This is a genomic window from Rhodococcus sp. NPDC060176 (genome assembly GCF_042728675.1).
Classification (GTDB): domain Bacteria; phylum Actinomycetota; class Actinomycetes; order Mycobacteriales; family Mycobacteriaceae; genus Rhodococcus_F.
Genome location: NZ_JBHWYS010000012.1, coordinates 52,250 through 78,834, shown reverse-complemented (window position 1 = coordinate 78,834; position 26,585 = coordinate 52,250). Strand labels below are relative to the sequence as shown.

General features: G+C 61.0%; 23 protein-coding genes and 2 pseudogenes. 12 read left to right on the top strand and 13 right to left on the bottom strand.

Annotation, left to right across the window (positions count from 1 at the left end; translation table 11 throughout):
- Positions 1-3: 3 nt before the first annotated feature.
- From ACFWEM_RS31665 to ACFWEM_RS31625, 9 genes are all read left to right on the top strand, one after another.
- A complete protein-coding gene (locus tag ACFWEM_RS31665) occupies positions 4-1,044 on the top strand; it encodes an ABC transporter ATP-binding protein (protein ID WP_378539636.1) in 1,041 nt (346 codons plus the stop codon).
- Positions 1,041-2,075 carry an ABC transporter ATP-binding protein gene (locus ACFWEM_RS31660; protein WP_378539635.1) on the top strand — a complete coding sequence of 345 codons (1,035 nt, stop codon included), beginning with the start codon at positions 1,041-1,043 and terminating at the stop codon, positions 2,073-2,075. Before ACFWEM_RS31665 ends, ACFWEM_RS31660 begins: the two co-directional genes overlap by 4 nt.
- 93 nt (positions 2,076-2,168) lie before the next feature.
- Positions 2,169-3,767: an ABC transporter substrate-binding protein gene (locus ACFWEM_RS31655; RefSeq protein WP_378539634.1), complete on the top strand. Its 1,599-nt coding sequence runs from the start codon at positions 2,169-2,171 to the stop codon at positions 3,765-3,767.
- An 87-nt stretch (positions 3,768-3,854) separates the two neighbouring features.
- Positions 3,855-4,859, top strand: a complete 1,005-nt coding sequence (locus tag ACFWEM_RS31650) for a zinc-binding dehydrogenase (protein ID WP_378539633.1) — start codon at positions 3,855-3,857, stop codon at positions 4,857-4,859.
- 77 nt (positions 4,860-4,936) lie between these two features.
- Positions 4,937-5,923 carry an NAD-dependent epimerase/dehydratase family protein gene (locus ACFWEM_RS31645; RefSeq protein WP_378539632.1) on the top strand — a complete coding sequence of 329 codons (987 nt, stop codon included), beginning with the start codon at positions 4,937-4,939 and terminating at the stop codon, positions 5,921-5,923.
- 35 nt (positions 5,924-5,958) lie between these two features.
- On the top strand, positions 5,959-6,843 hold the full coding sequence (locus tag ACFWEM_RS31640) for a fumarylacetoacetate hydrolase family protein (protein WP_378539631.1): 885 nt from the start codon (positions 5,959-5,961) through the stop codon (positions 6,841-6,843).
- Positions 6,844-6,909: 66 nt separating this feature from the next.
- Entirely contained in the window at positions 6,910-7,302 is a 393-nt protein-coding gene (locus ACFWEM_RS31635) for a RidA family protein (protein ID WP_378539630.1), read from the top strand.
- On the top strand, positions 7,295-8,248 hold the full coding sequence (locus ACFWEM_RS31630) for a cyclase family protein (RefSeq protein WP_378539629.1): 954 nt from the start codon (positions 7,295-7,297) through the stop codon (positions 8,246-8,248). The genes ACFWEM_RS31635 and ACFWEM_RS31630 overlap by 8 nt, the downstream gene beginning before the upstream one ends.
- A gap of 148 nt (positions 8,249-8,396) precedes the next feature.
- The gene (locus ACFWEM_RS31625; RefSeq protein ID WP_378539628.1) at positions 8,397-8,618 is read left to right on the top strand and encodes a hypothetical protein; all 222 of its coding nucleotides are present in this window, start codon (positions 8,397-8,399) and stop codon (positions 8,616-8,618) included.
- On the opposite strand, the gene ACFWEM_RS31620 is transcribed toward ACFWEM_RS31625, so the two are convergent.
- From ACFWEM_RS31620 to ACFWEM_RS31580, 9 genes are all read right to left on the bottom strand, one after another.
- Positions 8,608-9,189, bottom strand: coding sequence for a hypothetical protein (locus ACFWEM_RS31620; RefSeq protein WP_378539627.1), 582 nt, complete (start codon positions 9,187-9,189; stop codon positions 8,608-8,610). The genes ACFWEM_RS31625 and ACFWEM_RS31620 overlap by 11 nt on opposite strands.
- 526 nt (positions 9,190-9,715) lie before the next feature.
- Complete coding sequence (locus ACFWEM_RS31615) at positions 9,716-10,069, bottom strand: cupin domain-containing protein (RefSeq protein ID WP_378539626.1); 354 nt, start codon at positions 10,067-10,069, stop codon at positions 9,716-9,718.
- Between the two features lie 63 nt (positions 10,070-10,132).
- Positions 10,133-11,581 carry an aldehyde dehydrogenase family protein gene (locus ACFWEM_RS31610; RefSeq protein WP_378539625.1) on the bottom strand — a complete coding sequence of 483 codons (1,449 nt, stop codon included), beginning with the start codon at positions 11,579-11,581 and terminating at the stop codon, positions 10,133-10,135.
- Positions 11,582-11,665: 84 nt separating this feature from the next.
- Positions 11,666-12,862, bottom strand: a complete 1,197-nt coding sequence (gene lhgO / locus ACFWEM_RS31605; RefSeq protein ID WP_378539624.1) for an L-2-hydroxyglutarate oxidase — start codon at positions 12,860-12,862, stop codon at positions 11,666-11,668.
- Entirely contained in the window at positions 12,859-14,163 is a 1,305-nt protein-coding gene (locus ACFWEM_RS31600; protein WP_378539623.1) for a flavin monoamine oxidase family protein, read from the bottom strand. The genes lhgO and ACFWEM_RS31600 overlap by 4 nt, the downstream gene beginning before the upstream one ends.
- 131 nt (positions 14,164-14,294) lie before the next feature.
- Positions 14,295-15,752, bottom strand: coding sequence for a peptide MFS transporter (locus tag ACFWEM_RS31595; protein WP_378539622.1), 1,458 nt, complete (start codon positions 15,750-15,752; stop codon positions 14,295-14,297).
- A gap of 265 nt (positions 15,753-16,017) precedes the next feature.
- Positions 16,018-17,151 (bottom strand): PucR family transcriptional regulator, encoded by a 1,134-nt coding sequence (locus ACFWEM_RS31590; protein ID WP_378539621.1) that lies wholly within the window; start codon positions 17,149-17,151, stop codon positions 16,018-16,020.
- Between the two features lie 139 nt (positions 17,152-17,290).
- Positions 17,291-17,869, bottom strand: coding sequence for a GNAT family N-acetyltransferase (locus tag ACFWEM_RS31585; protein WP_378539620.1), 579 nt, complete (start codon positions 17,867-17,869; stop codon positions 17,291-17,293).
- 37 nt (positions 17,870-17,906) lie between these two features.
- On the bottom strand, positions 17,907-18,461 hold the full coding sequence (locus ACFWEM_RS31580; RefSeq protein WP_378539619.1) for a helix-turn-helix transcriptional regulator: 555 nt from the start codon (positions 18,459-18,461) through the stop codon (positions 17,907-17,909).
- 517 nt (positions 18,462-18,978) lie between these two features.
- On the opposite strand from ACFWEM_RS31580, the gene ACFWEM_RS31575 reads away from it, so the two are divergent.
- On the top strand, positions 18,979-19,683 hold the full coding sequence (locus ACFWEM_RS31575) for a GntR family transcriptional regulator (RefSeq protein WP_378539618.1): 705 nt from the start codon (positions 18,979-18,981) through the stop codon (positions 19,681-19,683).
- A gap of 83 nt (positions 19,684-19,766) precedes the next feature.
- On the opposite strand, the gene ACFWEM_RS31570 is transcribed toward ACFWEM_RS31575, so the two are convergent.
- Positions 19,767-21,083: an MFS transporter gene (locus tag ACFWEM_RS31570; RefSeq protein ID WP_378539617.1), complete on the bottom strand. Its 1,317-nt coding sequence runs from the start codon at positions 21,081-21,083 to the stop codon at positions 19,767-19,769.
- A 244-nt stretch (positions 21,084-21,327) separates the two neighbouring features.
- Between ACFWEM_RS31570 and ACFWEM_RS31565 the strand changes: the two genes are divergently transcribed.
- Positions 21,328-23,802: a N,N-dimethylformamidase beta subunit family domain-containing protein gene (locus ACFWEM_RS31565; RefSeq protein WP_378539616.1), complete on the top strand. Its 2,475-nt coding sequence runs from the start codon at positions 21,328-21,330 to the stop codon at positions 23,800-23,802.
- A 95-nt stretch (positions 23,803-23,897) separates the two neighbouring features.
- Positions 23,898-24,050, top strand: coding sequence for a hypothetical protein (locus ACFWEM_RS31560; RefSeq protein ID WP_378539615.1), 153 nt, complete (start codon positions 23,898-23,900; stop codon positions 24,048-24,050).
- A gap of 41 nt (positions 24,051-24,091) precedes the next feature.
- Here ACFWEM_RS31560 and ACFWEM_RS31555 read toward each other — a convergent pair whose 3' ends face one another.
- The 3 genes and pseudogenes from ACFWEM_RS31555 to istA all read right to left on the bottom strand — a co-directional run bounded on the left by ACFWEM_RS31555 (position 24,092) and on the right by istA (position 26,443).
- Complete coding sequence (locus ACFWEM_RS31555) at positions 24,092-24,283, bottom strand: hypothetical protein (protein WP_378539614.1); 192 nt, start codon at positions 24,281-24,283, stop codon at positions 24,092-24,094.
- Between the two features lie 9 nt (positions 24,284-24,292).
- Positions 24,293-25,176 (bottom strand): annotated as a pseudogene (gene istB, locus ACFWEM_RS31550) (IS21-like element helper ATPase IstB).
- Positions 25,173-26,443: pseudogene (istA, locus tag ACFWEM_RS31545) on the bottom strand (IS21 family transposase). The pseudogenes istB and istA overlap by 4 nt, the downstream one beginning before the upstream one ends.
- Positions 26,444-26,585: the final 142 nt, after the last annotated feature.

The following is a 26,585-nucleotide window of genomic DNA, read 5'->3' as shown; positions in this document are numbered from 1 at the left end:
CTGATGCATGCCGCCGACAACCTCGCGGTCACCGACAAATTGCAGACCTGCAGACCCAAGCCGCTGATCACAATCTCGCACCTAAGCGTTCAGTTCCGGACCAGCAGAGGAGTTGCCAAGGCGGTCAACGACATCTCGTTCACGATCCACGAGGGTGAACGGGTCGCCATCGTGGGTGAATCCGGATGCGGAAAGAGTGCCACGCTGCTGGCGATGCAATGTTTACTTCCTACCCCTCCGGCCGAAATAACCAGCGGCCAAGTTTTTCTCGACGATCGCGATATTCTGACTATGTCAGGAAAAGAGCTGCGCGATGTTCTCGGTAACGAGATCTCAATGGTCTTCCAAGATGCGCTTAGTTCATTCAGTCCTGTCGCGACGGTCGGCAAGCAGATCGTCGACGGGATCAGAAGACACCAGGGATTATCCAAGAAGGCAGCTCACACCCGCGCTATTGAGATGTTGACCCGCGTCGGGATTCCAGATCCGGTGGCGCGTGCCGATCAGTACCCCCACCAGCTTTCCGGCGGCATGCGTCAGCGTGCGATGATCGCGATGGCACTGGTGGGTACTCCGCGGTTGCTTATCGCCGACGAACCGACCACTGCGCTCGACGTCACGGTGCAGGCACAGGTCCTGGAAATGGTTCGTGGACTTGAAGGTTCGTCGATTCTATGGGTATCGCACGACTTAGGTGTGGTCGCAGGCCTCGCTGAGCGGGTCATCGTGATGTACGCGGGATCGATAGTCGAGGAAGGAACCGTGCGGGATATATTTCACGATGCGCAGCACCCATACACGCGCGGACTGCTCAATTCGGTACCAAAGTTTCAGGAACCGGAGCGCCGCGAACTCTACGCGATCCCCGGACTGCCACCGGATCTGACGCAGCTGCCAGCAGGCTGTCCGTTTTACGATCGTTGCGATGTTCGTGAGAATGCCTGCATTGCAACGAAACCGATCCTTGATTCGGTGTCGGATGGGCATCGAGTGGCATGTTTGGTCACCACGAAACAGAATGAGAAGGCGTTGGTCTCATCATGAAAATCGAAACAGTGCCGGGCGCGCCCCTCCTCGCTGTGCGAAACCTAAAAGTGCATTTTCCGGGCAACCGGGTGCCTGGACGGGCACGGTCGGTGGTCAAAGCGGTCGACGACCTCTCGTTCGACCTTCATCGCGGTGAAACACTGGGTGTTGTCGGTGAATCCGGTTGCGGAAAGTCCACGACGGGAATGGCTGTTCAGGGCCTGGTGGATGTGACCGCTGGGAGTATCAACCTCGACGGCGTCGATCTGGTGTCACTGTCCTCGCGAGAGGTCCGGAAGGTTCGCGGGCGAACCCAGATGGTCTTTCAAGATCCCACCTCATCCCTCAACACGCGGATGACCATTGGTCAGATCCTCGAGGAACCGCTGCTCGTCCATCAGATCGTGCCGCCGCAAGAACGCGCGACGCGGGTTCGAGAACTTCTTGATTTGGTGGGGATGCCGGACTACGCAGCAGATCGTTACCCTCACGAGTTTTCCGGCGGGCAACGCCAACGGGTAGCGATCGCCCGGGCTCTCGCGGTCGAACCCGATCTGATCGTGTGCGATGAACCACTCGCAGCACTGGATGTTTCGATTCGCGCACAGATGCTCAATCTGCTTCGCGAACTCCAGCGGACCCAGAACGTGGCTTTCCTGTTCATCTCGCACGACCTGTCAGCGGTATATCACCTTTCCGACCGGATCCTGGTGATGTACCTCGGTCGGGCAATGGAATTGACCGACCGAGAAAGCCTGTACTACAACACTCGACACCCCTACACGAAGGCCCTGTTGTCGGCGATCGCAGTGCCGGACCCGGACATCGAGCAGAACCGTGAACGCATCCTTCTGAGCGGCGACGTTCCCAGCCCGATGAATCCGCCCAGTGGCTGTGTGTTCCGTACCCGTTGCCCGATCGCGCAGGAGGTTTGCGCATCAAACATGCCCGAGTGGAAGGACATTGGGGTGGGTGAGACCCAACACTTCGTGGCCTGCCACTTCGGTGAGTCCGACATCAATGCGGAATTGGTTCTGTCGAGCCGATAAGGCTCGGCTGCAATCGATCCGGATACACGACCTACCTGCTGTCCATCTTTCGGCGAGCAGTATTCGCCACCGAACGAAAGTAGTGAGGACGCCATGTCCACAATAAAACGAACAGCCAAAATGATCGCACTATCAGCGGTTCCAGTCGTCGCGCTGGCCGCGTGCGGCGGCGGATCGTCGTCCTCTGCCGGAGGCGGCGGCGCGGATGACCTGAGTGTTGCGATCAACCTCTCCGATATGTCGAGCCTCGATCTTGCTCGTGTGTCGGCGGACCGAATGCTCGCCGTTGTTCCTCTGTTCGGCGAGACTCTCGTAGATTTGGACCCCGCGGATCCGACCAAGCTGGTTCCTGGCCTGGCGACGCACTGGGAGACCAATGCCGACGCGTCCTCGGCGACGTTCGACATCCGGGAAGGCGTGACATTCTCCTCCGGCAATCCGTTGACGGCGCAAGACGTCAAGTTTAGCCTCGACCGTGTCAAGAACATTCAAGGTGCGCCTTCTGACAAACTGCAGGCCGTCACCGACATCCAGGTACTTGACGACCACAAGGTTCGAGTCGACCTGAAAGGGCCGGATAGCTCCTTTGTGGCGAGTACCGGCACGCTGTTCTTCGCGATTCTGGACAGCAAGGAAGTGACTGCGCACGGCGGTACCTCCGGACCTGACGCGTCGAGTACCGACCAGGCGCAGGCATTCCTCGACGCGAATACCGCCGGGACGGGGCCGTACGTGCTTAAAGAGTGGAAACGCAACCAGCAAGCGGTGTTCGAGGCGAATCCGAACTACTGGGGACTCAAACCTACATACAAGACCATCACGTTGCTCGACATCCGTGACTCGTCCACGCAGAGCCAACTCATCCGACGCGGCGACGTCGACATCGCACTGGACATCGATGCGGACACCGCCGACTCGATCACCGGCAGCGCAGGCATTGAAGTCTTGAACACGCCCTCCTTCAACCTTATCTACATGGCTCTAAACAACGCGTCGGGGGTGAACCCGCAACTTGCGAATCCAATTGTCCGTCAAGCAATTCAGAAAGTGATTGACTACAAGGGAATTTCCGATGGACTCGCGAAGGGGTCACCTCGCCCAGCTGCGGTCGTGCCACTCGGGTTCCAAGGCGCCAGTGCTGTCGACCCGATTCAGACCGACGTCGAGGGTGCCAAGAAGCTGATGAGTGAATCCGGTGTCGGCGGATTCAAAGTCGACGTCCAACTCGCGAACATCGTCCAGTACGGGATTCCGCTGACCACGCTGTGGGAGAAGCTCAAGTCGGACCTGGCCCAGATCGACATCGACCTCACCTTGCAGCCGACCGAGTACGAGAGCTGGGTCAGTGCGTACCGCGACAAGAAGATCGCGATGACAAGCTCGTTCTTCGGACCGGACTTCTTCGACAGCTCCAACTTCTTCGATCCGTTCGGCCGCAACGACGGCAATGTCGCCAAGCGCATGAGCTTGAACCTCCCGGCCGGGCAGCCACTGTTCGACCAGTACCTGCGCACGGTCAACCCCGCCGAGCGGGACAAGGTTGCGGCGCAACTGGTCACCGCCATGCGCGATGACGCGACGTTCATCCCGATCGTGCAGCCGAACAAGGTCATCGTGTACCGCGATTCGCTACGTGGCGTCGCATACAGCCCGAACAAGAACGTCACACTCCTCGACGTGACGCCGGCTTGACCCGGCCAACCCTCGACCCGACGAGGATCGTCAGCTACTCGTCGTGGCCGGTCGAACCGGCCACGACACCATGAAAGGATGCGCCTGATGCGCGCTGCAGCCATTGTCGATGGAAAGCTCACCCTTGTGGAGCGCCCGATACCGCAGGTCGGTCCGGCGGACGTCTTGGTGAAAATCGAGCGAGCCGGCGTGTGCGGAACCGACCTGCACATGCCACATCGAGCCGAAGCCGAGGGGATCATCCCCGGACACGAAGTGTCAGGCACGGTCACGGAGATCGGGACCGACGTCGATGCAATCGCCGTTGGCCAACGTATCGCCGTCATGCCGAGTGCTCGATGCCTGACATGTGATGCGTGCCTTCGAGGTGACGTGCAACTGTGCTACCGGCAGTGGGAAGGTGCGCTGGGATTCGGGCGTGACGGAGGATATGCCGAATACGTCACCGTCCCGGCTGCATCCTGCTATCCGTTGCCCGACGGGATGTCGTGGGCTCACGCTGCGTTGGTCGAGCCGTATTCGGTTGCCCTGCACGGGGTCAACCAAGCCTCGCCGAAACCGACTGACGCTGCGATCGTCATCGGCGCAGGTCCTGTCGGGCTCCTCGTCACCGCAGTGCTCGCGGCGCGCGGGTTGACTGACATCACCGTCGTCGAACCGAGTGAACTGCGGGCGTCGACGGCCAAGCGACTCGGTGCGACGACAGTGCTCAACGGTACCGAGTCTCTACCCGACGGAGACACAGGAAACTGTGCGTTAGTCGTGGAATGCTCAGGCGCCGACGGTCTCGTGCAGGAGTCGGTACGACTGTGCCGAGCAGGCGGGACCGTTGTGATACTCGGTGTACCGACGGAAGGTCGAATGGTGTCCCTTCAACCGAGGAAATGGCTACGTAAGGAGATCTCCCTCAAACCGTCGATCTGGTACACCATCGACGAATTCAAGTCGGCGCTGGAAACTCTTGCGGTCAGCGACCTCACCGACGAGGCCCTCGGACTCAGTACCAGGCGACTGGACGAGGCCCCCGATACATTCGCGGAGATCCCCGCGGGGCATTTGGTAAAGGTGCAGTTCGACCCCACCCGCCTCTGACTGTGCCAACCGTACGAACGGGGCGGCTCGGCGGCGTCATTGAACCTGCTAGAGACTCGACAAGAACAGGACCAGCTATGTCCACACGAACTGAACGCTTCCTCGTTACCGGTGCCAGCGGATGCATCGGATCGTGGGTGATTCGACTGCTCCTCGATGAGGGCGTCGAGGTCATCGCCTCTGATCTGCGCAAAGACCAACGCAGACTCGATCTGGTGTCACTCGGCGAGGTTGATGGTGTGCGCCACCTCGACCTGGACGTCACCGATGCATCCGCAGTCTCCGCAACCGTGGCAGAGAACCAGATCACCCACATCGTTCACCTTGCAGGCCTGCAGGTTCCATTCTGCGCCGCGAACCCGCCGCTCGGTGCACAGGTGAACGTAGGGGGCACGGTCAACGTCTTCGAGGCAGTCAAAGCGGTGAACAGCGGCATCGGACTCGCTTACGCCAGCTCAGGAGCGATCTTCGGCCGCAGCCTCGCCTATCCGGGCGGTGTGGTGTCCGACTTCTCCGTACCCGCGCCTGAAACCCTATATGGGGTATACAAAGTCGCAAACGAAGGAACCGCGCGCATCTACGCATCCGATCACGGTGTGGGATCGATTGGGCTGCGTCCGTTCGTCGTCTACGGCCCAGGACGGGACCAGGGCCGCACCTCCGGCCCGACAGTCGCGATGTTGGCAGCGAGTGCCGGCGTTCGGTACACCATCGGTTTGGGTGGGACGTCGGTGATGACGTACGCGGAAGATTGCGCCCGTACGTTCATCGAAGCAGCTCGCGCAGCGGCCGGTACCACCGACGCGGTGTGCGCCAACGTTCCCGGACAGCGGATGAGCGTCCGGAATTTGGTTCAGGTAATCGAGTCGGTACGTCCAGAGGCGGCCGGCCTGATCGACTGGGATGCCTCGTTCTCGCGCACCCCCGCATTGCTGGGTGGTTCGAACATTGAGGCAGTCATCGGAACCTCACACAATCGCTCCGTCCGCGACGGTGTTCGTTCGACGATCGAGCACTTCCGTCGGGCGCTTGACGCTGGGCTCGTCTCCGCGCCGGGCAAGTAACAATCACTATAGACAACCTGAAAGTAAAAATTCTCGTGAAACTCAGCGTATTACGTTCCACTACAGACGGATCCGCCAGTCTGTATCTGTCGGTCGATGATCGGCTCGTCTCGGTGGATGCGCTTGCGGCCGCCTATGGTGCGCCAGAACTGGCAGGTTTGGCCGACGTCGGGGAGCTTCTGCGTCGAGGCGACGTGGTCCATACCCGACTACGCGACCTCGCGCCGCGCGCACAAGATCTCGAAGCAGTTGCCGGGCCGGTCAGCTACGCGCCGCCGGTCGTCGATCCGGCGGCCGTGGTTTGTGTCGGCCTGAATTATGACGCACACATCGCCGAAGCCGGGCGCACCCGGCCTGAGCGGATCGTGCTGTTCGCCAAGTACGCCAGTTCGCTGACAGGGCACAACGAGCCGGTTCTGAAGCCGGCGTGGACCCACGAACTCGACTACGAAGGCGAACTTGCCGTGGTGATAGGCCGGACGGCGAGCAAGGTATCGCCGACCTTCGCCATGGACTACGTCGCCGGATACACCATCATGAACGATATCTCTGCCCGTGATCTCCAGCGTGCGGAACCTCAGTGGATCCGGGCCAAGGCATCGGATTCGTTCGCCCCGGTCGGGCCGGTGTTCGTCGATATCGACAGTGCTCCCGCCATCGACGACCTGATCGTGCGTACGACCGTCAACGGTGAACTACGGCAGAACGAATCCTGCCGATCGATGATCACCCAGGTTCCCGAATTGATTGCGCACATCTCCCAATCGATGACCCTGCGCCCCGGCGACATCATCGCGACCGGAACCCCCGCAGGCGTCGCTCTGGGAATGGCAGAACCAGTGTACCTGCGCCACGGCGACGTGGTGTCGGTGTCTATCGAGGGTATCGGCGAACTTGTCAACACCGTCGTCGACGCCTGAATCGACTCGCATCCACCTCACACCCCTCCGTCGCGGCGGAGACCCACCAGAAGAACAGGATTCACCATGTCCGAGATCACTCGTACGCCCGTCGTCACCACAGGGGCCCCGACTCCGAAGTACAGTTACTCACAAGGAATCGTCACCGGTGATCTGCTGTTCGTTGCCGGCCAGGTCGGAATCGAGGCCGAAACCCGCGCCCAGGCACCTGATTTCGAATCCAAGGTGCGTCAAGCGCTGGCCAACGTCGCAGCTATCGCCGAAGCAGCCGGAACATCGTTGAACAATGCGGTACGCATCGGTGTCTTCCTCGAAGATCTCAACCAGATCGAAGTGATGGACGCAATCTACCGTGAGCACTTCGAGGAGCCGCGACCCTCCCGCACCACGGTTCAGGCTTTCCTGCGCGGGCAGGAAGTGGAAATCGACGCCGTGATCCTCGTCCCACGAAATGAGTGACTCCACAAGTCATTCGGGAACATGGTTCGTTGACGAAAGGGAGTTCGAAGAGCTCTACCGAGAGTGCTCGAACTGGAATAGGTGGGGTGCACAAGATCAGCGCGGAACCTTGAACTTCGTCACGCCGGACGTGACTGCGCGCGCTGCAGCGCGCGTCACGTCCGGCGTGACAGTCTCATGCGCGCACGTACTCGACACAGCCGTTGCCTCGGACAACCCGAAACCCGTCGCCCACCGCATGACCAGACTGCCCTGGCCGGATCGAACTGGCTGGGGCAACACCGAATTCGCTGCAGATGCGATAGAAGTGCACTGCCACGGCGATGCACATTCACACGTCGACGCACTGTGCCACGTCGGGTATCGAGGAAAGCTCTATAATGGCTGGCCGAGTACGTCGGTGACCGAGCGAGGCGCGCGTTTCGGTGGTCTCGAGCATCTCGCGGACGGAATCGTCAGCCGTGGTGTCCTTCTGGACATTCCACGGTTGCGTGGTGTGGAGTGGCTGGCCCCGGGAGAGACCGTGGATACAGCGGAACTGACGCGCGCTGCGGAGGCAGAGGGCGTAGAACTCAAGTCCGGAGATGTGCTGCTCGTGAGGACTGGTCATGCTCGACGACGTGCCGTCGAAGGTCCGTGGAATGCGGCCGACGAGAAAGCCGGACTGCACCCGCGCGCGATGTTGTGGGTGAAACAGCAGCAGGTAGCGGCGGTCGGTTTCGACGGAGATGGCGACGCACAACCACACCCGTGCGGCGCAATTACAGCGCCGATCCATGTGCTCGGCATCAACTCAATGGGCCTGACGTTCTTCGACGCCTTGAACCTTGACGCATTGGCGGAGCAGTGTGCGGCCGTCTACACCTGGGAGTTCCTATTTGTTGCTTCGCCTTTGGCGATAGTGGGCGCCACGGGCAGCGTGGTGAACCCGACAGCGATTTTCTGAATCAGTACCGAACATGCGCACGTAGGGTTCTTCCCCTCGATTCGAGGGGAAGAACCCTACGTATTTGTGAGTTCTTAAAAATTCGGCCAGCACTTGCGCAAGGTGCTTTCCTCGGGTGCTTTTCCCGGCGCGCAGTGAGGTCAGTAAGTTGCGTGCAGCACGAGTATCCGTCCGCGAGGATCTCGGTAGTGGTCCCGGCGGTTCGGACAGCGGGCAGGAGTTGTTGTTCCGCAACTGCGACCGACACTCCGTCATAGCCATGTTCGACACCGAAATTCCCAGCGAGTCCGCAGCAACCGCCGAGCCTGGTCAACGCTGCGCCCGCAGTATGGAGGAGATCGGCGTCAGCGCTCCACCCATTACTGCGTGATGGTGGCAATGCGGTTTTGCAGGTATCTCGACGCGATGAGCTCGGGGGAGGTCCATCCCGACGTGGCCAGTAGCTCGTCGAAAGTGCGGGTCGAATCGGCCGTCGTGTCGACAATGTCGCTATCGAGCAGCTTGAGCGAATCCGAGCGCAGCACACGGGCACACGACGGCTCCATTCCGACGATTTCGATACCCGCCTCGGCGTACTCGGCGACTGTCCGGCCCATGATCGAGCGAGCGGCGTCCAGCAGCCCAGGCGATATCCAAGTCAGCGCAACATTCCTGTTTACGAGTGATCTGTGGACGATAGTTGTCCGCTTCGGGAACCCGTTGTAACCGCTGCGCTTATGGAGTGCTGTTTCCGCTTCTGGTGTGTAGTGATCGAGAACGAAAGATGCGGCGCCGACCGCAAATCCCTGACCGGGGGCTTCGGGACTCTTAGCGAGTGTCACTGCTGAGAGAATCCCAGTGGACGGGCTGGACACCGCCTGAATGAACGGGAAGTTCGGTGAGGAGAATCGAACGGTGACTACCTTGCCTTCGACCACGTATTCGACATAGAAGGAGAACACCCCTACAGCGTAAGTTGCCTCGGCTCCGAGGTTGTTCTTGATTGAGTCGAAGTCAAATCCCGGTAGCGGCCCAAGAATCCGGGTGTTCCATGTAAATCTTGAGAGGTCGGCGGTCTGGGCCATCCGAACCCGGCGGACTCTACCGGAGGTGTGCTGCACTCCTCCGACTTCTCCACGATGAGCCAACGCCCCAGCCCATACCGCAATCCTCCACCATTCGGCAAAAGTCCATTCCGGACTGACCGGCTGCGCTTCGTAGATGAGGTGCCGCGGCAGCGCTCACCGGTGTGCTCCATGGGGAGCTGGCCATGCATACGATGACCGAGTTCTTTCCTCGGATTTCTTCGCGGCATCCTTTGTTGGGGTGCTGGTCTGCGCTGGCGCCATCGCGTGGTTCCGTTCGGCCTTGCCTGGGCGTCTTGGGTCCAGGTAAGGATGTGACGGCCTCGACCTGAGTCAAAAGCCGACTCGGCGTTGGGGAGTGCCGCGTAACGCCGAGCGGCCGCCATCCGCTGAACAGTTCGAGTCAGAATTCGTGCGTAGCTTCCGCGGTGGGGTTGATGACGTAGATTTTGCGGAGTGTCTCGGTGATGTGCCACACGCTGGGCTCGCCTTTGTATAGGCGGACGGTGGCGCCCGGTGTTAGGTCGGCGACTTCACCGGTCCGGGTGAAGTCGACACGACCTCGACCGGCCAGAACTACGAAGATCTCGTCGTTGCCGATCGAGCTCCAGCTCGCAGGCTCGACCTCCCAGACGCCGACCTGAGCTCCGCCGACGTCCGGGAATGCGACCGTCCCCTCGACCTTGTGGTTGCCTTCGTCGACGTTCCGGTCGATTTTCGCGGACAATGCGTTGCCGAGAATGTGGTGCGATGTCACTCATCTCTCCTTCGTTTCGGACTCGTTCCAGCCTGCCGGAGTGTCGATTGCCTCCGATGCCCGTCAGTGGGTGCGGATGGCGACGGTCTTCACCTTGGAATAGAAGGCGATACCGTCATGGGCCTGCTCTTTGTATCCGGACCCCGAGTCCTTGAAGCCGCCGAACGGGTGGTGGACGTCCCAGCCAGATGTTGGCTGGTTGATGGAGACCTGGCCGGTCTCAACTGCGTTGATGAACGCGAACGCGTTACCGAGGTCGCGGGTGAACACTGAGCTGGACAGTCCGTACTCGGAGTCGTTCACCAGCGCGATGGCTTCCGTCATGGTGTCCACCTCCACCATCGCGAGGACGGGACCGAAGACCTCCTCTCGCCAGATGTCCTGCTGCGCATCGACGCTCAGGAACGTCGGCTCGACGAAATGCCCTTCTAGCGCCGCTTGCCCTGTGAGTGTCGGGCGTGCCAGCACCGATGCACCCTGCGCCAGGGCGCGCGAGACATGATCCCTGATCGTGCTCTGCGCTCGCTCATCGGCGACGGGGCCAAGGTCCACGCCTTCCTGTGACCCAGGCCCCACACGAAGCTCCTCGACTGCCCGCGTGACGGCCTCGCGAACCTGGCTGGCGATGCCACGCTGGACGATCAGCCGGCTAGTCGCCGTGCAGCGCTGTCCAGCTTGGGCGAAAGCGCCGGCGAGGATGGTGGGGACCACGATGTCCAGGTCCGCGTCGTCCAACACTACTGCGGCGTTCTTGCCGCCCATCTCGGTTTGTACACGCACCCCGCTGCCCGCCAGACGCCGCTGCAGGCTCTTGCCGACGGCGGTCGACCCGGTGAACGAGACGGCCTTGATCGACTCGTGCTCGATCAGTCGGTCGCCGAGGTCGGCCACGCGTCCCGTCACAGTTCCGAGTGTTCCGGCAGGCAGGCCGGCCTCGTGAAGAATTTCGGCGAGAGCCAGGGTGACCAGGGGAGCGAGCAGTGCGGGCTTGATGACGACAGCGTTACCTGCCAGGAGCGCCGGTCCCAGCTTGCGCGCCGGCGTCACGAGTGGATCGTTCCATGGGGTGATCAGGAGAACGACGCCCAGGGGTTCGATCAGGCGCGCGGCGAAGGTCCCGTCTCGCCCGTCCGGGAGGAACTGGCCAAACTCGTCGCGGCCCATCGAACCGTAGTACTCGAAGAACTCTGCGGCCTTGCCAACCTCGCCGCTCGCCTCAGCCGTCGTCTTGCCCATCTCGGAAACGATCAGGTCAGTGAGATCGGCGCTCCGCTTGCGGATCAGCTGCGCAGCCCGGAGCAAGACAGCGCCCCGGCTTAGCGAGCCCTGAGCCCGCCAGGTCCGCGCTCCCTCTGATGCCACTTCGAAGACGTGGTCGAGATCCTGCAGTCCCATCGCGGGCACGCTGCCCACCTGCTCAGAAGGCCGGGCAGGGTTGAACACGGCGAGGGTCTCACCGTTCCTGGCGGCGACGAAGTTTCCGCCGACGAGGTTCTTGTAGTTTCGTCCCATGTTGTTACCTACTTCCTGAAGGGAATTGGTTGACGTCGAGCGATGCTGCTTCGCCCGGGCGGTGAGACGCAGATCGTCGATCCCTCACTGTGACGCCTCGTCGACCAGGTATTCCGCTATCGCTAGCGAAGAGGTGGCGCCAGGGGAGGGGGCGTTGCGCACGAACAGCGCGGCCCCGCGCCGCTGGATGACGAAGTCGTCGACCAGTTCGCCATTGCGGCGCATGGCCTGCGCACGAATTCCACGGTCGGCCCGCTTTCCGTGCGCACCCGTCAGGTTCGGGACGAGCTTGGCCGCTTCCTCGACGAACTTCTTGGTCGACAGCACGCCGCCGATCTCCCGGCGGGCCGTGGCGAGATTCTGCGACGCGAACTTCCAGAACCCAGGCATCCGTGCGATGGAGAGCGCGTCGGGTGTGTCGAAGCCGAGCCCGCGGTACTTCTCACGCGAAAAGGAGAGGAAGGCGTTCGGCCCGATCATCAGTCCGCCGTCGATCCTGCGTGTGACGTGCACTCCCAGGAACGGATACTGCGGGTCGGGGACGGGGTAGACGAGCCCTTTGACCGCGTCGTCGAACTGAGCGTCGAGGATGAAGTACTGCCCGAAGAACGGAACAATCGCGGGATCGTCCTCTTCGCCGGAACGCCTTGCCAGGCGATCCGACTGGAGGCCCGCGCAGGCAATCACGAGATCGAACTCCTCGACATCGTGCGTCGTGTACACCAGCACCTTGCCACCCTTGTTCTGAAGACGGACGACGGAAGTCGAGAGACGTACGACGCCCCCGTTGCTTCGGAAGTCGCGTGCCAGCGCCTCTGTCGCAGCCGTGTAGTCGATAATCGCGGTGTGAGGAGAGTGGAGCGCAGCGCGCCCGGCGGCGTTGGGCTCAGTCTCTGCCAGACCGTCGCAGTCGAGCATCTTCACACCGGGCACGCCGTTGGCAACTGCCCGGGCGTAGATGTCTTCGAGACGACTCTCCTCCTGGGTGGTGGTGGCGACGACCACCTTGCCGCACTCCTCGTAGGGCACGTCGTGCTCTGCAGAAAACTCCTGCAGCAGGCTCACCCCTCGCCGGCACAGGCGCGCCTTGAGGCTCCCGGGCTCGTAATAGAGGCCGGCGTGGACTACGCCGGAGTTGTGTCCTGTCTGGTGGGCAGCGACGTGATCCTCCTTGTCGAAGAGCGTCACCTGCGCGCCGTCGAATCGCTGCAACAACTCTCGCGCAACCGCGGTGCCGATAATCCCTGCGCCGATCACCGCACATCGCTTCGGTGCGTTCACGCCAGCGTCTCCAGGATGCGGCGGGCCTCACGGAGGCCGCTCTCGATGGCGCCGTCAACGTGGCCACCCCACAAGTCCGCGTTCTCGGTCGAAGCGAAGTGCAGCGCGCCCTGTGGCTGCTGGAGCTCGAGGAGGTTGGCGGTGAGTTGTCCGGGACGATGCGTCATCCAGGTGTCACGCGCGAAGGAATCCTTCATCCAGTCGTGCGAGGTGGCATCGAGGATCTCGACTCCCGGCCGGAACACATCCACGGCGGCCTGGATCGAGGGGAGGTCATTAGCGTCGACCTTTCTGTGGTCGGCTCCGAACCCCACGATGAGGGTGGACTCCTGCCCATCGTCATCGGTCACGTAGAACTCGGCCTTCAGGATGGACAGGGGGCTGTGCTGCGTTGCGTAGGCGACGAAACGAGGGAGACGTCCCTTGGCGCGAAGCCACACCTTGCAACCTTGGGAGGCAACGGTCTCCTCGGCCTGACGGCGCCAGGCTTCCGGGAGAGGCGGATCGAACGCAATCCCTTTCGTGGCGGTGGACGGCAGTGTGCTGATGACCCGACGAGCCTGGATCCGATGGCCCCCAGCTGTCTCGACCACGGCGCCTTCGTCATTCTGAGTCACCGCCGTGACGACCGTACTAAGGCGGATTTCACCTTTCGCATCGGCCGCGATGCTGCTGGACAAGCTGTTCATGCCCCCGTCGATGCGATACGTCGATGAGGCGGTGTGAGCCAGGCGCCAGTGTCCCCCGGCCATCGCCGCCCAGCGCAGCGCGTAGGAGATGCCCACCTGGTCGAGAGTGGCGTTCACGTGTCCTACCCAGAGGCATTCGTTCGCGTTGCGGGACTCGGGGTCGATGTTCATTGTGTCGAATCGGTCCTGGATGGTCAGGTGATCGAGGCCCTGAATCTTTCCGATGGTGGGCTGGAACCCATGGGGAATTGCCTCGTTCACGTCAGCAAGAAGTGCGTCATGGCCGTCAGCGACCAGCGCCATGAGGTCTTTCACCGTGCCCTGACGAATTGACTCGTCGGACCCGAGCCAGTACACCTCCTCGCATGGGGGACTCCAGACGACACCGCGGCGATAGCGCGTCATCTCGGCCCACACGTGCGGTTGGGCCCAGTGCACCCAGTTCGCGCCCATCTCGAGGTCGTGACCTAGGCGGTGGTCCGTCCACGTCCGGCCGCCGACACGATCACGAGCCTCGAGGACGGCGACGTCCAGGCCTGCGTTCCCGAGGTCCCGGGCTGCCGAAAGGCCTGCGAATCCGGCCCCGATGACGACAACGTCCTTGATTTCCAATTGCGTTTCCTTTCAGAAATGCTGTTTGCATGCGGGCATGGTTTGTCTCGGAGATTGATGCCCGAGCGTTGAAATGGTTGCCGCGAGCGCGACGCCACTGAATCGAGGCGTCGCATCCACGCCTACCTGGATCAGGTGAATTGCTGCTCGATCCGGCGCGAGAACGACTGCAGAAGCGCTGCGCTCAGCAGGCCGATGGCGCTGATGATGAGGATGAAGGCGGGAAAGGACATTTTTATGTAAAGACCGCCGAAGAAGGATGCAACCGTGGAACCGGCGCCGAGAGTCAGGATTTTGACTCCCACAAGCCGGGCCCTGAACCCGTCCGGCGCGATCCGCGTCACCAGTGACATCCCGATCGGGCCCGTGAAAATCTCCGATACTCCCGCGACGATGAGGCAGACGGCGATGAAGAAAGGGGAGATCGTGCGCCCCGGGATGGGCTCGGTGAACAGCAGGAGCAGGTATCCAAGGCTCACCGTGAGGAGCCCGAGCGCGAACTTCGTGGTGGGCGGGAGCTCCGCCACACGGCTCTCCTTCCACCGCGACGCGATCAGCCACAGCGCCAGCACGAATGCGATGGTGCCGATGAATGAGAACCAGCCCTCCGGGACCATGAATCCGCCGACATTCCGGTCCACCCGATCGGCCACAAGGAGCGGGATCGTCGTGAAGATCTGCAATAGGAATCCGTAATAGATCGTTTCGGCCACCCACAGGGGTATGTAGCCGCGGACGCGTCGCTTCTCGGCCGAGGTGACGTCCTTGGACCTGAGGATCTGCGCGAAGTACGCGATGACGACGAGGAGGATGATGCAGCCCATCAGCAGACTGAGGTTCTCTTGACGTACCACTCCCGTAGCGATCAGGGCAGCGATGGCTGTGAACATGATGACTGCGCCCGCACTGGCTGTCACTCGCGTGCGTATTGGGGCGGGATTCTTGACGATCCGCGTCTCTTCCGGGAGGTCGCAATAGCACATTGCGTATTGCGTCAGCCCGAAGGCCATGCCCACGGCCGCGAGACCGAACGCGATGTGAAACCCGATGCTGGACTGCAGCAGGCCCGTCAGGAGCGGGCCCGCGATCGCTCCCATGTTGATCCCAAGGTAGAAGTATGAGAACGCCGCATCCTGATCGGTGCGCGGCCGTTTGTCGAAGAGCACACCGATGGTCGCCGAGACGTTGGTCTTCAGCAGACCGGTGCCGATCGCGATACAGGCGAGGCCGAACACCAGTCCGACGATGCCAGGAAACACCGCTAACGCGATGTGCCCCAACATGATGACGATGCCGCCGACGAGAATGGTTGTGCGCGGTGCAAGGATGCGGTCGGCGATCCAAGCGCCGACGACTTGGGCGAGGTATACGGCGCCGCCGTACGTCCCGACGATTCCGATGGCGACGAGCGGAGTAAGGCCAAGACCACCTTCCACGACCGAATAGATCAAGTAGAACGTGAGAATGCCCTGGAGCCCGTAGTAGCTGAATCGTTCCCAGAATTCGGTGAACGTCAGGCTCCAGAAGCCTTTCGGTGCATGAAGTCGCGCCTTGTCACTAGCGACAGTCTCGTTCGTAATGGCACTCATTCGGAATCCTCAAGGTGTCAGTAATGACCGCCGAGCGGCGGTTTCGGATGCAAGAGGTGGCTCTGCAGGGTCGGCACCTTGCAGGAATGGCTGATGCTGCTTGTGGTTCGTTTGGGGAGGTGCGAATCACTGATCAAAATCTTGCAACCTGGGTCACACGACGGCAATTGTGCGTCAGCACGCAAACCGGTACCCGCGTCATACGTTCGCACGGCCAAGGACCGTGGTCGCTGAGCTCTTGGAAGCTTGTTTTGGGGTGGTTGTTCTAGACTGGCTTACCGGGCGAGTGAGGGTCGATCTCCCCCGCTAGGATCCCGGCTCGGATGGCAAACCAACAATCGGACAGGTCTCCCATCGAATGGAGATCCCGGCCTAACACCTTTTCGATGCGCGCTACTCGGGAGGCAAGTGTCTGGCGGTGAACGAACAGGCGTACCGACGCGCGCACCCAACTGCCATTCTCCTCGAGGAAAATCCTCAGCGTGTCCACGAGTTCCGTACCGCGAGTGCGGTCGTACTCATACAAGGGGTCCAGGACTCGGTGCGAGGCCGACGCCAGCCAGTTCGGATCGCCCTCGAGGAACGGGGAGGAAGCCGCATCGGCGTCGAATACCTCGATCCGCGCATCCGCACCACGCGTCCGCGCCAGCGCCATCTGCGCTTGGGACGCCGCCGCCGCGAACACGTCCAGCGCGGAGAAGGTCGCACTCACTCCGATGCAGCCGACGGTCAACGCAACCCTCGACAATTCCGTGTACACGGAGGCGTTCACCGCTGCGAGGATCTGTCCGTCCCGCTGAGTGACGAGGGCACGGATCCCCTCGTCTGCCAGGATTCTTTGGAACCGTTCTAGGCCTTCTCCGCGCTTGGAAGACGACCAGACCGCCACTACGAAAGGGCTGTCAATGCCCTGCTCCGCTAGATGAGGCGCGACGACACCCTCTGGGAGCGCACTATCCAGCAGATTGTTGAACAGCATGGTCCCGAACATCCAATCCCGTCGCTGCGCCGCCTCGGCAATTGATGCGCGCTGAGCTGCGTCTGCCACCACCTTGCCCACAGCGGAGAATGGGCTATCGGCGCCTGTCGCCAGTACGGGGAACCCGATAGCGGCGGCGAACCTCAACGCGGACTGGGTGACCGACACTTCCGCATCCACGGCGATCGCTGCGATTCCGGCCTCAGCCATTCCCGCAAAATATGCAGACTGGGCCTCCGCAGTCTTCGGCACAGCGATACCGGTCGTCATCACGAGGGTGTGCTCGCCAAGCCAGAGCCACGGTTCGCTCAGCTCACAGACGTGTGCCCAGGTGATGACCCGTTCTTCGCCGACGCCAGGTGTGAGCGACGTGGTGTTGGCCTCGGGGTGAGCGAGCAGCGAAGCCACGGTGAGTGTCACTGGAATGCCTCCGTGTGCATGCGGTGATCGAGCAAGTGCGCTGGAGTCGTTCCAAGAGAGGCTCGGGGAGTCTACGGATAGCGACAAGAGCACGGTCGGCGCGCCGAATCTCGGCTCCGCGGGTATGAAGCGTTGCGCACTACCGCTCGGTTGGTCCGCCGGTGGAGGCCCAGGATCCGAGCGGCTGGGCGGGCATCGGTTCGTCGGTGTCCGCAACACCGCAGATCACCAGTCCACGGGCTTGATAATTGGCTAGGGCGGCCGGGCCGTCGAGGGTGCAGGTGTGCACCCAGACGCGGGTCACTACAGGCAGATCGTGACGCGCGGACAGAGACCACGCGGCGTCGATACCGTGTTCGAGCAACAGGCTGCCCAGCCCCCGACCGATGGCCTGCTCGACGAGTCCGAAGTAGCGGATCTCCACCTGTATTCCGTCATCGATCGGAATGGGTTGCAGGTGGACGTATCCCAGTGGGGCGCCCTCGCCGTACAGAATCAGGAACTCCGTCCCGACCACGGCGAGGTCATCGGCCCACTGCTGCTGAGACCAGCAGAGACGTTCGGTCCAATACCAGGGCCCACCGACAAGTCCGTACAGGAACCGGGCGTACTCGGGTGAGACGGTAGCCGGTCGGTCTAGCCGGGCGTCGTCCGGGAGCGGCCTCGCTACGCGAGTGGGTGCGGCCAGCATCTCAAGGGTTGTGGTGGTGACCTTCATCAGGCGGTACTCCGATTTCTGTGCTCGCAGGCGGTGTTCAGTCGGTGAGGATGCGAACGAACCGGACCGCGCTCCGGCCGGCGTTGACGTAAGAGAATCGCTGATCGCTGGGAAAGACGCAGTGGTCGCCCACTTGAAGGTCGGAACACCCGTCGAGGCGGTCGACCAGCAACTGGCCGGCTGCCACGTAGATGATCGCGTGCGTTCCGGTCTCGTCGGGTTCGGCGTCGTATCGTTCACCGACAGCTAGGTTCCACGACCACAGTTGTGCCTCCCGCCGCGCTGGAACCGCGGCCGACAGTATCGCCACGCTGTCGCCCGCTCCTCGCCAGGCGACTTCGTCGAGCCGCGCGTGCGACGACACCGGTGACGCTACTAAGTCCACGATCGATACCCGCAACGCCCGAGCGAGATGATCGAGACCGGACAGACTCACGTTCGCCTCCCCTGACTCGAGCTTGATCACCGTTCTACGGCTCAGCCCAGACAGTTCCGCCAACGCCACCTGACTCAGTTCTGCGGTCGCGCGCAGTCGACGCACGTTTGCCCCCACATGGGCAAACATTGGCGAGTCAGGATCCTCGTCGATCATGTGCACTATTATGCACACAGCTGTAGGGCGTCAACAGGGGAGCGCTCTATGAACGCTTCGGTTCGCTGCCGAGAAGGTTCGTTCGGGTGTGCCTGAATGTTGTTGCGTTGTTTAACTGAGGGTTTTCGGTTTGCAAAGTGCCGGTTTCGTGGGTCCTGCACGAAGACGTCTTTGCCATTGCTTGAAAACTATTGTGGAGTTGAGTGTTTCGGCTTCTCGTGGTGTCTGGTTGATTTGCGCTAGGGAGCGATGTTGATTGCTACGGCCAGTTGCTCCGCTTGGTTACCCGCACGCAGCACGCAGCGCCGAAGGAATAGGAACATTGGCCGACCCAACTCATCGGTCTCCACCACCCTGCGTCGCTGCGGGCTGGCAGAAGAAGCCGCTGCCGCGACAGTCGACAAAGCTTGCGGGTGGGCTGTCAATACCGGTTGACCGCAAACCTCGCACCGGTAGAACGAATTGTCTTCTCGTCCAGCGGCGAAGCCTGAGAGGTGAATCGCGATAGCATCGAAGAATGAGTGTTCGTGAGATGGATCCGACGGAGGTAGCTCTGGGTAATGGCTCGGCTGCGGGTAACACTAGCGGCGTCGTAGCAACGTACCTGCGAGACAGAATCCTGGAAGGGCAACTACGACCTGGAGATCGGATCAGGCAGGAGGATGTCGCTGCGGCGAACGGAACTAGTCGAGTTCCTGTTCGAGAGGCTCTACGGGTTCTCGAATCGGAGGGACTGGTGCGGTTGGTGCCGCACAGTGGCGCCACTGTGGCGAGGCTAGATTTTCACGAGTTTTCCGAGATCTATCGCCTTCGGGAGGCACTGGAACCCTTGCTCTTGGCTGCCAGTGTGCCGGTGTTGACGGAAACTCAGGTCGAGCGCCTCGGCCAACTTTGCAATGAGACCGCGGTTGCAGGCAGCAAAGCCGACGTTAACGAGTGGATCGACTGTGATCGCCGATTCCACCTGAGCGCTTATGTGCCCGAGACCATGCCGCGCGCGTATCGGATTGCCAGCGACTTCTGGAATCGAACGCAGCAGTATCGCCGTGGATTCGTTGCCACGTTGGACGAAGGTGCCCGATACGTTATCAATATGGAGCACAGACTTCTGCTGGACGCCATCGAGAAGCGAGATGCGGAAGGCGCCGCAGACCGGCTACGACTGCACATCCGGAGAACACGTCTTGCCTTGGCAGACCGCCAGGAACTGTTCGATCTGTGACGCGACTGCGGGACCATCTGGTGATGGCCCCGCAGATTTTGGTTTCAGTTGGAGAGCCTAAAAAGCGGATTGTGGCTCGACCTTCACGCCTCGGAGGCGGCTGTGTCTTTTCTGTTCACGGTTTCCTTGGTAAAGAAAAGGGTGAAGGTAGTGATCAACGCGGCGCCGGCAATGAACCAGGCGGGTGAAGTACCCCGTCCGGTCATGCTGACGAGCCAGGTTGCGATGAGGGGAGCCGTGCCACCCACCGCGGTGAGAGCGATATTGTACCCGATTGAGATTCCGGTGTATCGGACCCGTGTTGGAAACATTTCGGTCATGTACACGAACGGAACTCCACCCAGACAGCCGACCAACGCGCCAAGGAGTATCTGAGCGACGATGGCAGAGCCGATGTTCCCGCTCGTCACCAGTACGAAGATCGGGTACACCAGAACGATAGTCGCGATGCCCGAGCCCATCAGAACCGGGCGCCGGCCGATGCGATCGGACAAGGCAGAACTCAACGGCCAGAAGATGATCGATGTGAATACTGACAATGCGGTTGCGAGGTAGGAGTAGCGGGAGTCGAAATTGTGCGTGGCGATGAGCGTGCTGGGCACGTACGCAACTGTCAGGTAATAGCAGGCTGCGTAACCGACGAAGATTCCAGCCACTTTGACGATCTGGGACCGATGGTGGGTGAAAACCTCACGCAATGGGCTTTCCGCGACGGTATCTTCCTTCTGCAGTTCTTGATATGCAGGCGAATCCTCAAGCCGCATGCGCACGAAGAGGCCTGCTAGACCAAGCGGGCCTGCAAGAAGGAACGGGATGCGCCAGCCCCAGTCGTTCATCTGATCGGATGTGAGATTCATGCTGAGGGTGAGCACTACCGAGATGGCGAAGAGAGAGCCGAGTCCCGCCGAGACCTGCATCCACGAACATGCCAGTCCTCGCCACTTCTTGGGTGCGAACTCTGCGATGTAAGAGGTACCTCCACCAACCTCGCCACCGGCAGACAGACCCTGTAGGAGCCTGCACACAAGAAGAAGAGCGGGTGCTGCGACGCCGATCGTCTCATGGGTCGGGAGAATGCCAATAGTGAACGAAGCGACGGCAATCAATAATACGACGGCTGCAAGTGTGCGTTGCCGTCCAATTCTGTCGCCGAGTGAACCGAAAAGTACTGCACCGACAGGACGAGCTAGAAATGCTGCCGCGAAAGCACCGAAGGTCAGCATCAGCGAGACATTCGGGTCATCCGACGGAAAGAAATTGTGGGCGAGTTGCACTGACAAGTAGCCATATACGGCGTAGTCATACCACTCCGTGGCGTTGCCTATACCTGCACCGATAAGTGCTTTCCGCGTTGATTGCGTTTTCGGATTCAATTTTGTGGTGGACGGGGTCGTGCTCATTGGACAGTTCTCCTCGCAGCGGCGGGGAACTCGATTGGTGTCGAGTTGGCCGAAGGGTGGTGGGATTGATGCTGTTCCTTAGAACCTCGCGGCGGAATGATGCCGGCTTTCCCGGGTGCGTGGGGCGTTAGACGATTCCACCACCCAATGGGTGTGTCGAGTGTCATGCAGTGGTGACGAGAAGTCAACACATTGGGTCCAATATGGCCAATGCGGACGTCTTTGCGGTAGGTTTTGTTCAGATATGGCGCATTTTGAATTCAATATGATCTACTGGGGTGGCAGAAGCGGATCGTGTCCGATCGGTCAGATTGGCATGAGCGCCCGTCGCAGTCGCTCAGAGCGCAGGAAAGGCGACCAACCGAAGTGGAGCCGAGCACTGCCATCGCCCAGCCTCCGCCTTGCAACAACGGCGCGACACTTCCGCCGCAACTCCGCCACATGTCAGATCAGACCGAGTCGAGGAATTCCAATGAACGAAATGCCCAGTGTGATTGGCTATCTCAATCGGCTGTCCTTCTCGCCAGGCGACCCCTTCAGCGTGCATGCGAGCGGAAGCGGTGACGTCAACGTCGACCTAGTTCGTCTGGGGCGGGGACGGGTACCCGGGCGAGACATGAGCGGAGTGGTGGAGTCCGTTGCCTGGGCGGACGCTGGCTCGATTGCCGTGAAGCCGCAGGTGAGTTGTACAGGTGCGTTCCTCCTTGGTGAACCTGCCGGTTTCTTTGATGCGAGAGAGGGTTTCGCATTAGGGGCAGGTGTTTATCCCACGAACAGTGCTCGTCCCGACAAGCAAGTGATCCTCGAACTCTCCGACGAATCTCACACTATGCGCGTCTACTTGGTGCGCGGCGTGGTGTCGGCCGAGTTGGAGATCGGTGGTGCACTCGTCGCGGCGATCGACTCTGTCTGCCCGATCCGTGATCGCACGTGGGCGCAGGTGTGGATTTCGTTGACACCGAACAACATGCGGTTGACAGTTCTCGCGTCCAACGCCCTGTATTCCGGCGACGGGTTCGGAGAATGCGCCCTTCCTTCGGTCAGCGTGGCGTTCGATCAGCCTCGCCTCGTCGTCGCTGCGTCCTCGGCGCGCGACGTCACCGACGGCCGCGGCTGGGCCCGAGGACGCGCACAAGATCATTTCGACGGCAAGATCTCGGCGCCGTTCGTCCGCAGAGGGAGCGACTCGCCCTCACTTGGACGGCGGCCGACCTTACTCGAGAGGTTACGCGACATCGGTCGATCCGGAGGAGCGCTGTGGGACCTGGCTCCGCAGCCCACTGGAGACTCCCGCCATCGCGTTCCACTGGTCGCAGGCGAAGGAAGTGCGGCCACATTGGTGAATCTTCCGCATCAAGGTGTTACTGGGCCAGATTGGGATTGCAGATCCGTGTCTTTCCGCGAATGCCCGGAACAGTTTTCGGCAGCATACTTCAACTTTCAGTCAATCATCGACGTCGGTTGGGACGCCGCCGTCGAATCGATTGTGCCCGAGCATTTGCCGAGCGGTGTGTACGCGATCCGTCTTACCTCGAACGATGGTACGGCGGACGTAATTCCCTTCTTTGTGCGGAGAGCTCGTGGCGCCAAGAAGGCCAGGAGCGTGTTCGTTGCCTCGACACTCACGTATCTCGCCTACGGGAATGAAGATCTAATCAGCTTCTTCGAAGCAACGGGTACGAGACTGTCGGGCCCGGGGGTCCTTGACAGAGCACGTGATCTGCACACCGGCCGCAGTGTAGATATCGGTTTGTCGACCTACGACAAGTACACAGACGGTGTTGGGGTCCACTACTCCAGTGCATTGAGGCCATTGCTGAACATGAGGCCCGACATCGAGTACTGGGGTTATTCGAGCGGCGGCGGGGCTCGCGGGTTCGGAGCCGATCTCTATTTGCTCGAATGGTTGGAGACTCATGACTATCCGTTTGATGTCATCACCGATCTCGAGCTTCATCAGGAAGGCGTGGCGGCGCTGGACGGCTATGACCTGGTGCTGACAGGCAGTCATCCTGAATACCACACCGCCCGATCGCTCGACGCGTTCGAACAGTATCGAGACCGAAGTGGCAATCTTCTCTATCTCGGCGGCAACGGATTCTATTGGGTGACAGGGCTTATCGATTCCGATGCGCCATGCATCGAGATCAGGCGGGGCTACACTGGGATGCGGATGTGGACATCGGAGCCCGGTGAAGCCGATCTAGTTTCCGGTTGGGAGACCGGCGGACTATGGCGTCACCGAGGCAGGCCGCCCCAGCGATTGGTCGGGGTGGGGATGGCGGCAGCAGGTGGGGACTCGCGTCCGTTCGATTTGGCTCACGGCGAGATCAGGACCACTCACTCGTGGTTCTACGAAGGCCTCCCGGAAACATTCGGTTTGGATGGCTTTGCTCGAGGCGGTGCATCTGGGGATGAAATTGATCGCGTCGATGTTCTGTTAGGAACTCCGCCGGAAGCAATGGTCTTGGCCTCATCGAGTAACCACCCCCTCGACGCTCAGCGAACCGTGGAAGAGCTGGAGTACACTTTTCACGGCGGAAGCAGCGGTCCGAATGATCCCGAGATCCATGCGGACATAGTCTATTTCGAGACTCCGCGTGGTGGGTCCGTCTTCTCGGTCGGGTCAATCGCGTTTCTTGCCTCGCTTCCCGTAGATGCCGGCAGCTCCAGATGCCTGCGGAACGTGATGGAGCATATGCTCGAGCGTAGTGCGTAGGCCGAGTTTTGCGATGGTCTCGTTGACTTGACCGCCGGTGACTGCACCGCGGACGCAAGCGCTTGGCGGCTTGTCGGTTGAGGCGCTGATGAGTCATGGTTGGCGTCCTGCTGGGCGCGGGCGAGAACCGACTGGCCAGCGCGGCGTCGGTTTCGGTCAACAGCGGGCGATGCGCGCCGGTATCGGTACGTCGGACGTTCGCGAGCATGATCGCGTCGGCGGAATCGCACCTCTATCCGGAGGTCTAATGCCACGAACGATACCGCGAGGTAGTGAGCGGACTGATCAGTTAGATCACCGGCCACTGCCGCACAGCGATGACCCACAGGCCCTGATCCGATTCGATGCCCACCGGGATCAGATCCTGGGAGGTGTCGCCGACTTCGACGAATGCATCCTGGGAGGTGTCGCCGACTTCGACGAATGCCTTGAGCAGGCGTGGCCTCCCCTCCACGGTCAGTGGAGCAACACTGTGAGTCACAGGGCGGTGTCAACGTCGAATGAAAAGTGATCGGTGATCGTCGGACGAATATTCACCATCCGGCTTTGATTGGTCACTGCTGGATCGGTTCTTGGTCAGGTGCTCTCGGCGAGACCGGGTGCGGTAAGAGTCCCCGCTGAGGGTGAGCACTTCGGCATGATGCACGAGTCGATCGATCATCGCTGCGGCAACGACGTCATCGGAAAATGTTTCGCCCCATCGCCCGAAAGGGAGATTGGAGGTGACCATGACCGAGCCTTGCTCGTATCGGGAGGCGATCAGCTGGAAGAACAAATTGGCTGCGTCCTGATCGAACGGGATGTACCCAACCTCGTTGATGATGATCAACTTGTAACGACAGATCTTCTTGAGCTCGGTTTCGAGCTGCCCGGCATGATGTGCAGTGCTCAACCGCGTGATCCAGTTCGATGTGGTGTCGAACAGAACGGAATATCCGGCGTAGGCAGCTTTGGCTCCGAGTCCGATCGCGATGTGCGTCTTGCCGATGCCCGGGGGCCCGAGCAGGATGACGTTTTCCGATTTGGGAACGAACATTCCAGTCGCCAAGTGAGCCAACACATCACGTCGTAGGTTTGGTAGGTGGTCGAGATTGAAGTCCTTGAGTGTTTCACTGCTGAAAATTGCGCCGTGCGGATCCGCATGATCGTGCCAGCCGGCTCACGATCGGCGAGTTGGCGGCCCAATACTGCTGCGAGGTATTCCTCGTGTGACCAGTTCTCGTCGCGGGCGTGCTCGGCGAGCTCTTCCCGCACTCGCCCGATCGTCGGGGTCTTCAATACTCGTGTCAAATAGTCGATCTGGGATGGCACTCCGTCCGCTGGTGATGCCGATACGGCTGCCTCGGCGGCTTTCTTCTTGGTTGCAGTTGTCATGATGTGGTCCTCACTGTTGTCGGGGTGGATTCGAAATCGACGCCGAACAAAGCGTCGTAGTCCGGTAATGCTCGCAACGAGACGGGATGCCCGTTGATGTGTCGGTGTGTGGCGACTGCTGTGCGGCGGCGCCGTTCGTCCGCTGATCCGTGGCGTAGTTGGGCAGCAACACTCACGTGATCGGGATCGGTGACGACCACGTGTTTCGCCCATGAACGGTCGTGGCGAGCCACGATCTGGTCGTCGCATCGTGCCATCACACGGGTCGGGCGGGCGCTCACATCGACGAATCGGCCGACTATTCGCGGGTCGATCGAGTAGTCGGCGCCGTCGACACGCACGTAGTAATCCCGCGCTAACCGGATCCGGTGAGTGAGTCCTACCGCCGGAATAACCGGTGGCAGTTCGATCATCGCCGCAACGTCGGTTGCGAGCACATCGACCGGTCGGCCACCGATCGCCCTCACTGTGCGGGTATTCGCTCGTGGAGCCAGTCATGGAGTTGGGTGTTGAAAGCAGTCGGTGAGGTGAACCGCCCGCCGGGCAGAAACGAAGTTTTCACGTAGCCTTGTAGCCGTTGGCGCGTTCGACCATGCCCTTGTACTCCGGGCCCCGCAGTGGAGCCAACTGGATCCGGGTCGCTAGCGTCCCAGCGAACGCAGCAGCAGGTGTGGTGGCCTTTCCGGTGCCTCCGATTGCTGATTCTCGTTCCCACACCAGCGTTTTCGGGACCTTACCCAACCCTGAGATCAGTTCCCGCATTCCAGACAAGATGTCACCACCTTGTCTGGACGGGAGCATCACCGCCGAGATGAACCGCGAGTACCCCGACGTCATCACCAACACCGGCAGCGCCCGTTCTGACCACCACCGACCGGCACCACGGTCGCGGGAAACCATAAGTCGCACTGCGCGATCGCGCCAGGATTGTAGACGAAACGATCCACCGGATCGACACCCACGTACTCCGGACGTATCTCACGAATGCGGTCCTTGATCGTGGTGATCGAATGCTGCCACCCGATCCGCTCGGCGATCACCGTCGCCGGCATCCGAGGGAACTCCGACAACAATGCCCGCACCTGCGGCTCGGCCGTATCGGCGAGTGTGCGCTGCCGTTTTTGTTGATATTTCGGAGGACGATCCGATGCCAATGCCGAGCGCACGGTATTGCGGGTCAACCCAACCGGCTCGCGATCTCGCTGATGGACAGGCCCTCGGCCCGATGCAAACGGCGGATCTCCGCCCAATCCTCCACTGAGATCACCCCGCAACACTCACGGTGGTCAATTTTCGTCCGATGACATCTGTTCAGTTTCACCCGTCGTCGACATCACTTGATGGTAGGAAGTGCAGAGGTAGATGAGTCGACCCAGCCTCTGCACTTTGTTGGGCCAGTCGTACAGCTA

Bases quoted from the DNA above. Each gene is read 5' to 3' on its own strand.
- ACFWEM_RS31665 (WP_378539636.1), top strand. From the start codon at position 4: ATGCATGCCGCCGACAACCTCGCGGTCACCGACAAATTGCAGACCTGC.
- ACFWEM_RS31660 (WP_378539635.1), top strand. From the start codon at position 1,041: ATGAAAATCGAAACAGTGCCGGGCGCGCCCCTCCTCGCTGTGCGAAAC.
- ACFWEM_RS31655 (WP_378539634.1), top strand. From the start codon at position 2,169: ATGTCCACAATAAAACGAACAGCCAAAATGATCGCACTATCAGCGGTT.
- ACFWEM_RS31650 (WP_378539633.1), top strand. From the start codon at position 3,855: ATGCGCGCTGCAGCCATTGTCGATGGAAAGCTCACCCTTGTGGAGCGC.
- ACFWEM_RS31645 (WP_378539632.1), top strand. From the start codon at position 4,937: ATGTCCACACGAACTGAACGCTTCCTCGTTACCGGTGCCAGCGGATGC.
- ACFWEM_RS31635 (WP_378539630.1), top strand. From the start codon at position 6,910: ATGTCCGAGATCACTCGTACGCCCGTCGTCACCACAGGGGCCCCGACT.
- ACFWEM_RS31630 (WP_378539629.1), top strand. From the start codon at position 7,295: ATGAGTGACTCCACAAGTCATTCGGGAACATGGTTCGTTGACGAAAGG.
- ACFWEM_RS31610 (WP_378539625.1), bottom strand. From the start codon at position 11,581: ATGGGACGAAACTACAAGAACCTCGTCGGCGGAAACTTCGTCGCCGCC.
- ACFWEM_RS31595 (WP_378539622.1), bottom strand. From the start codon at position 15,752: ATGAGTGCCATTACGAACGAGACTGTCGCTAGTGACAAGGCGCGACTT.
- ACFWEM_RS31585 (WP_378539620.1), bottom strand. From the start codon at position 17,869: ATGAAGGTCACCACCACAACCCTTGAGATGCTGGCCGCACCCACTCGC.
- ACFWEM_RS31580 (WP_378539619.1), bottom strand. From the start codon at position 18,461: ATGATCGACGAGGATCCTGACTCGCCAATGTTTGCCCATGTGGGGGCA.
- ACFWEM_RS31575 (WP_378539618.1), top strand. From the start codon at position 18,979: ATGAGTGTTCGTGAGATGGATCCGACGGAGGTAGCTCTGGGTAATGGC.
- ACFWEM_RS31570 (WP_378539617.1), bottom strand. From the start codon at position 21,083: ATGAGCACGACCCCGTCCACCACAAAATTGAATCCGAAAACGCAATCA.
- ACFWEM_RS31565 (WP_378539616.1), top strand. From the start codon at position 21,328: ATGGCGCATTTTGAATTCAATATGATCTACTGGGGTGGCAGAAGCGGA.
- ACFWEM_RS31560 (WP_378539615.1), top strand. From the start codon at position 23,898: ATGGTTGGCGTCCTGCTGGGCGCGGGCGAGAACCGACTGGCCAGCGCG.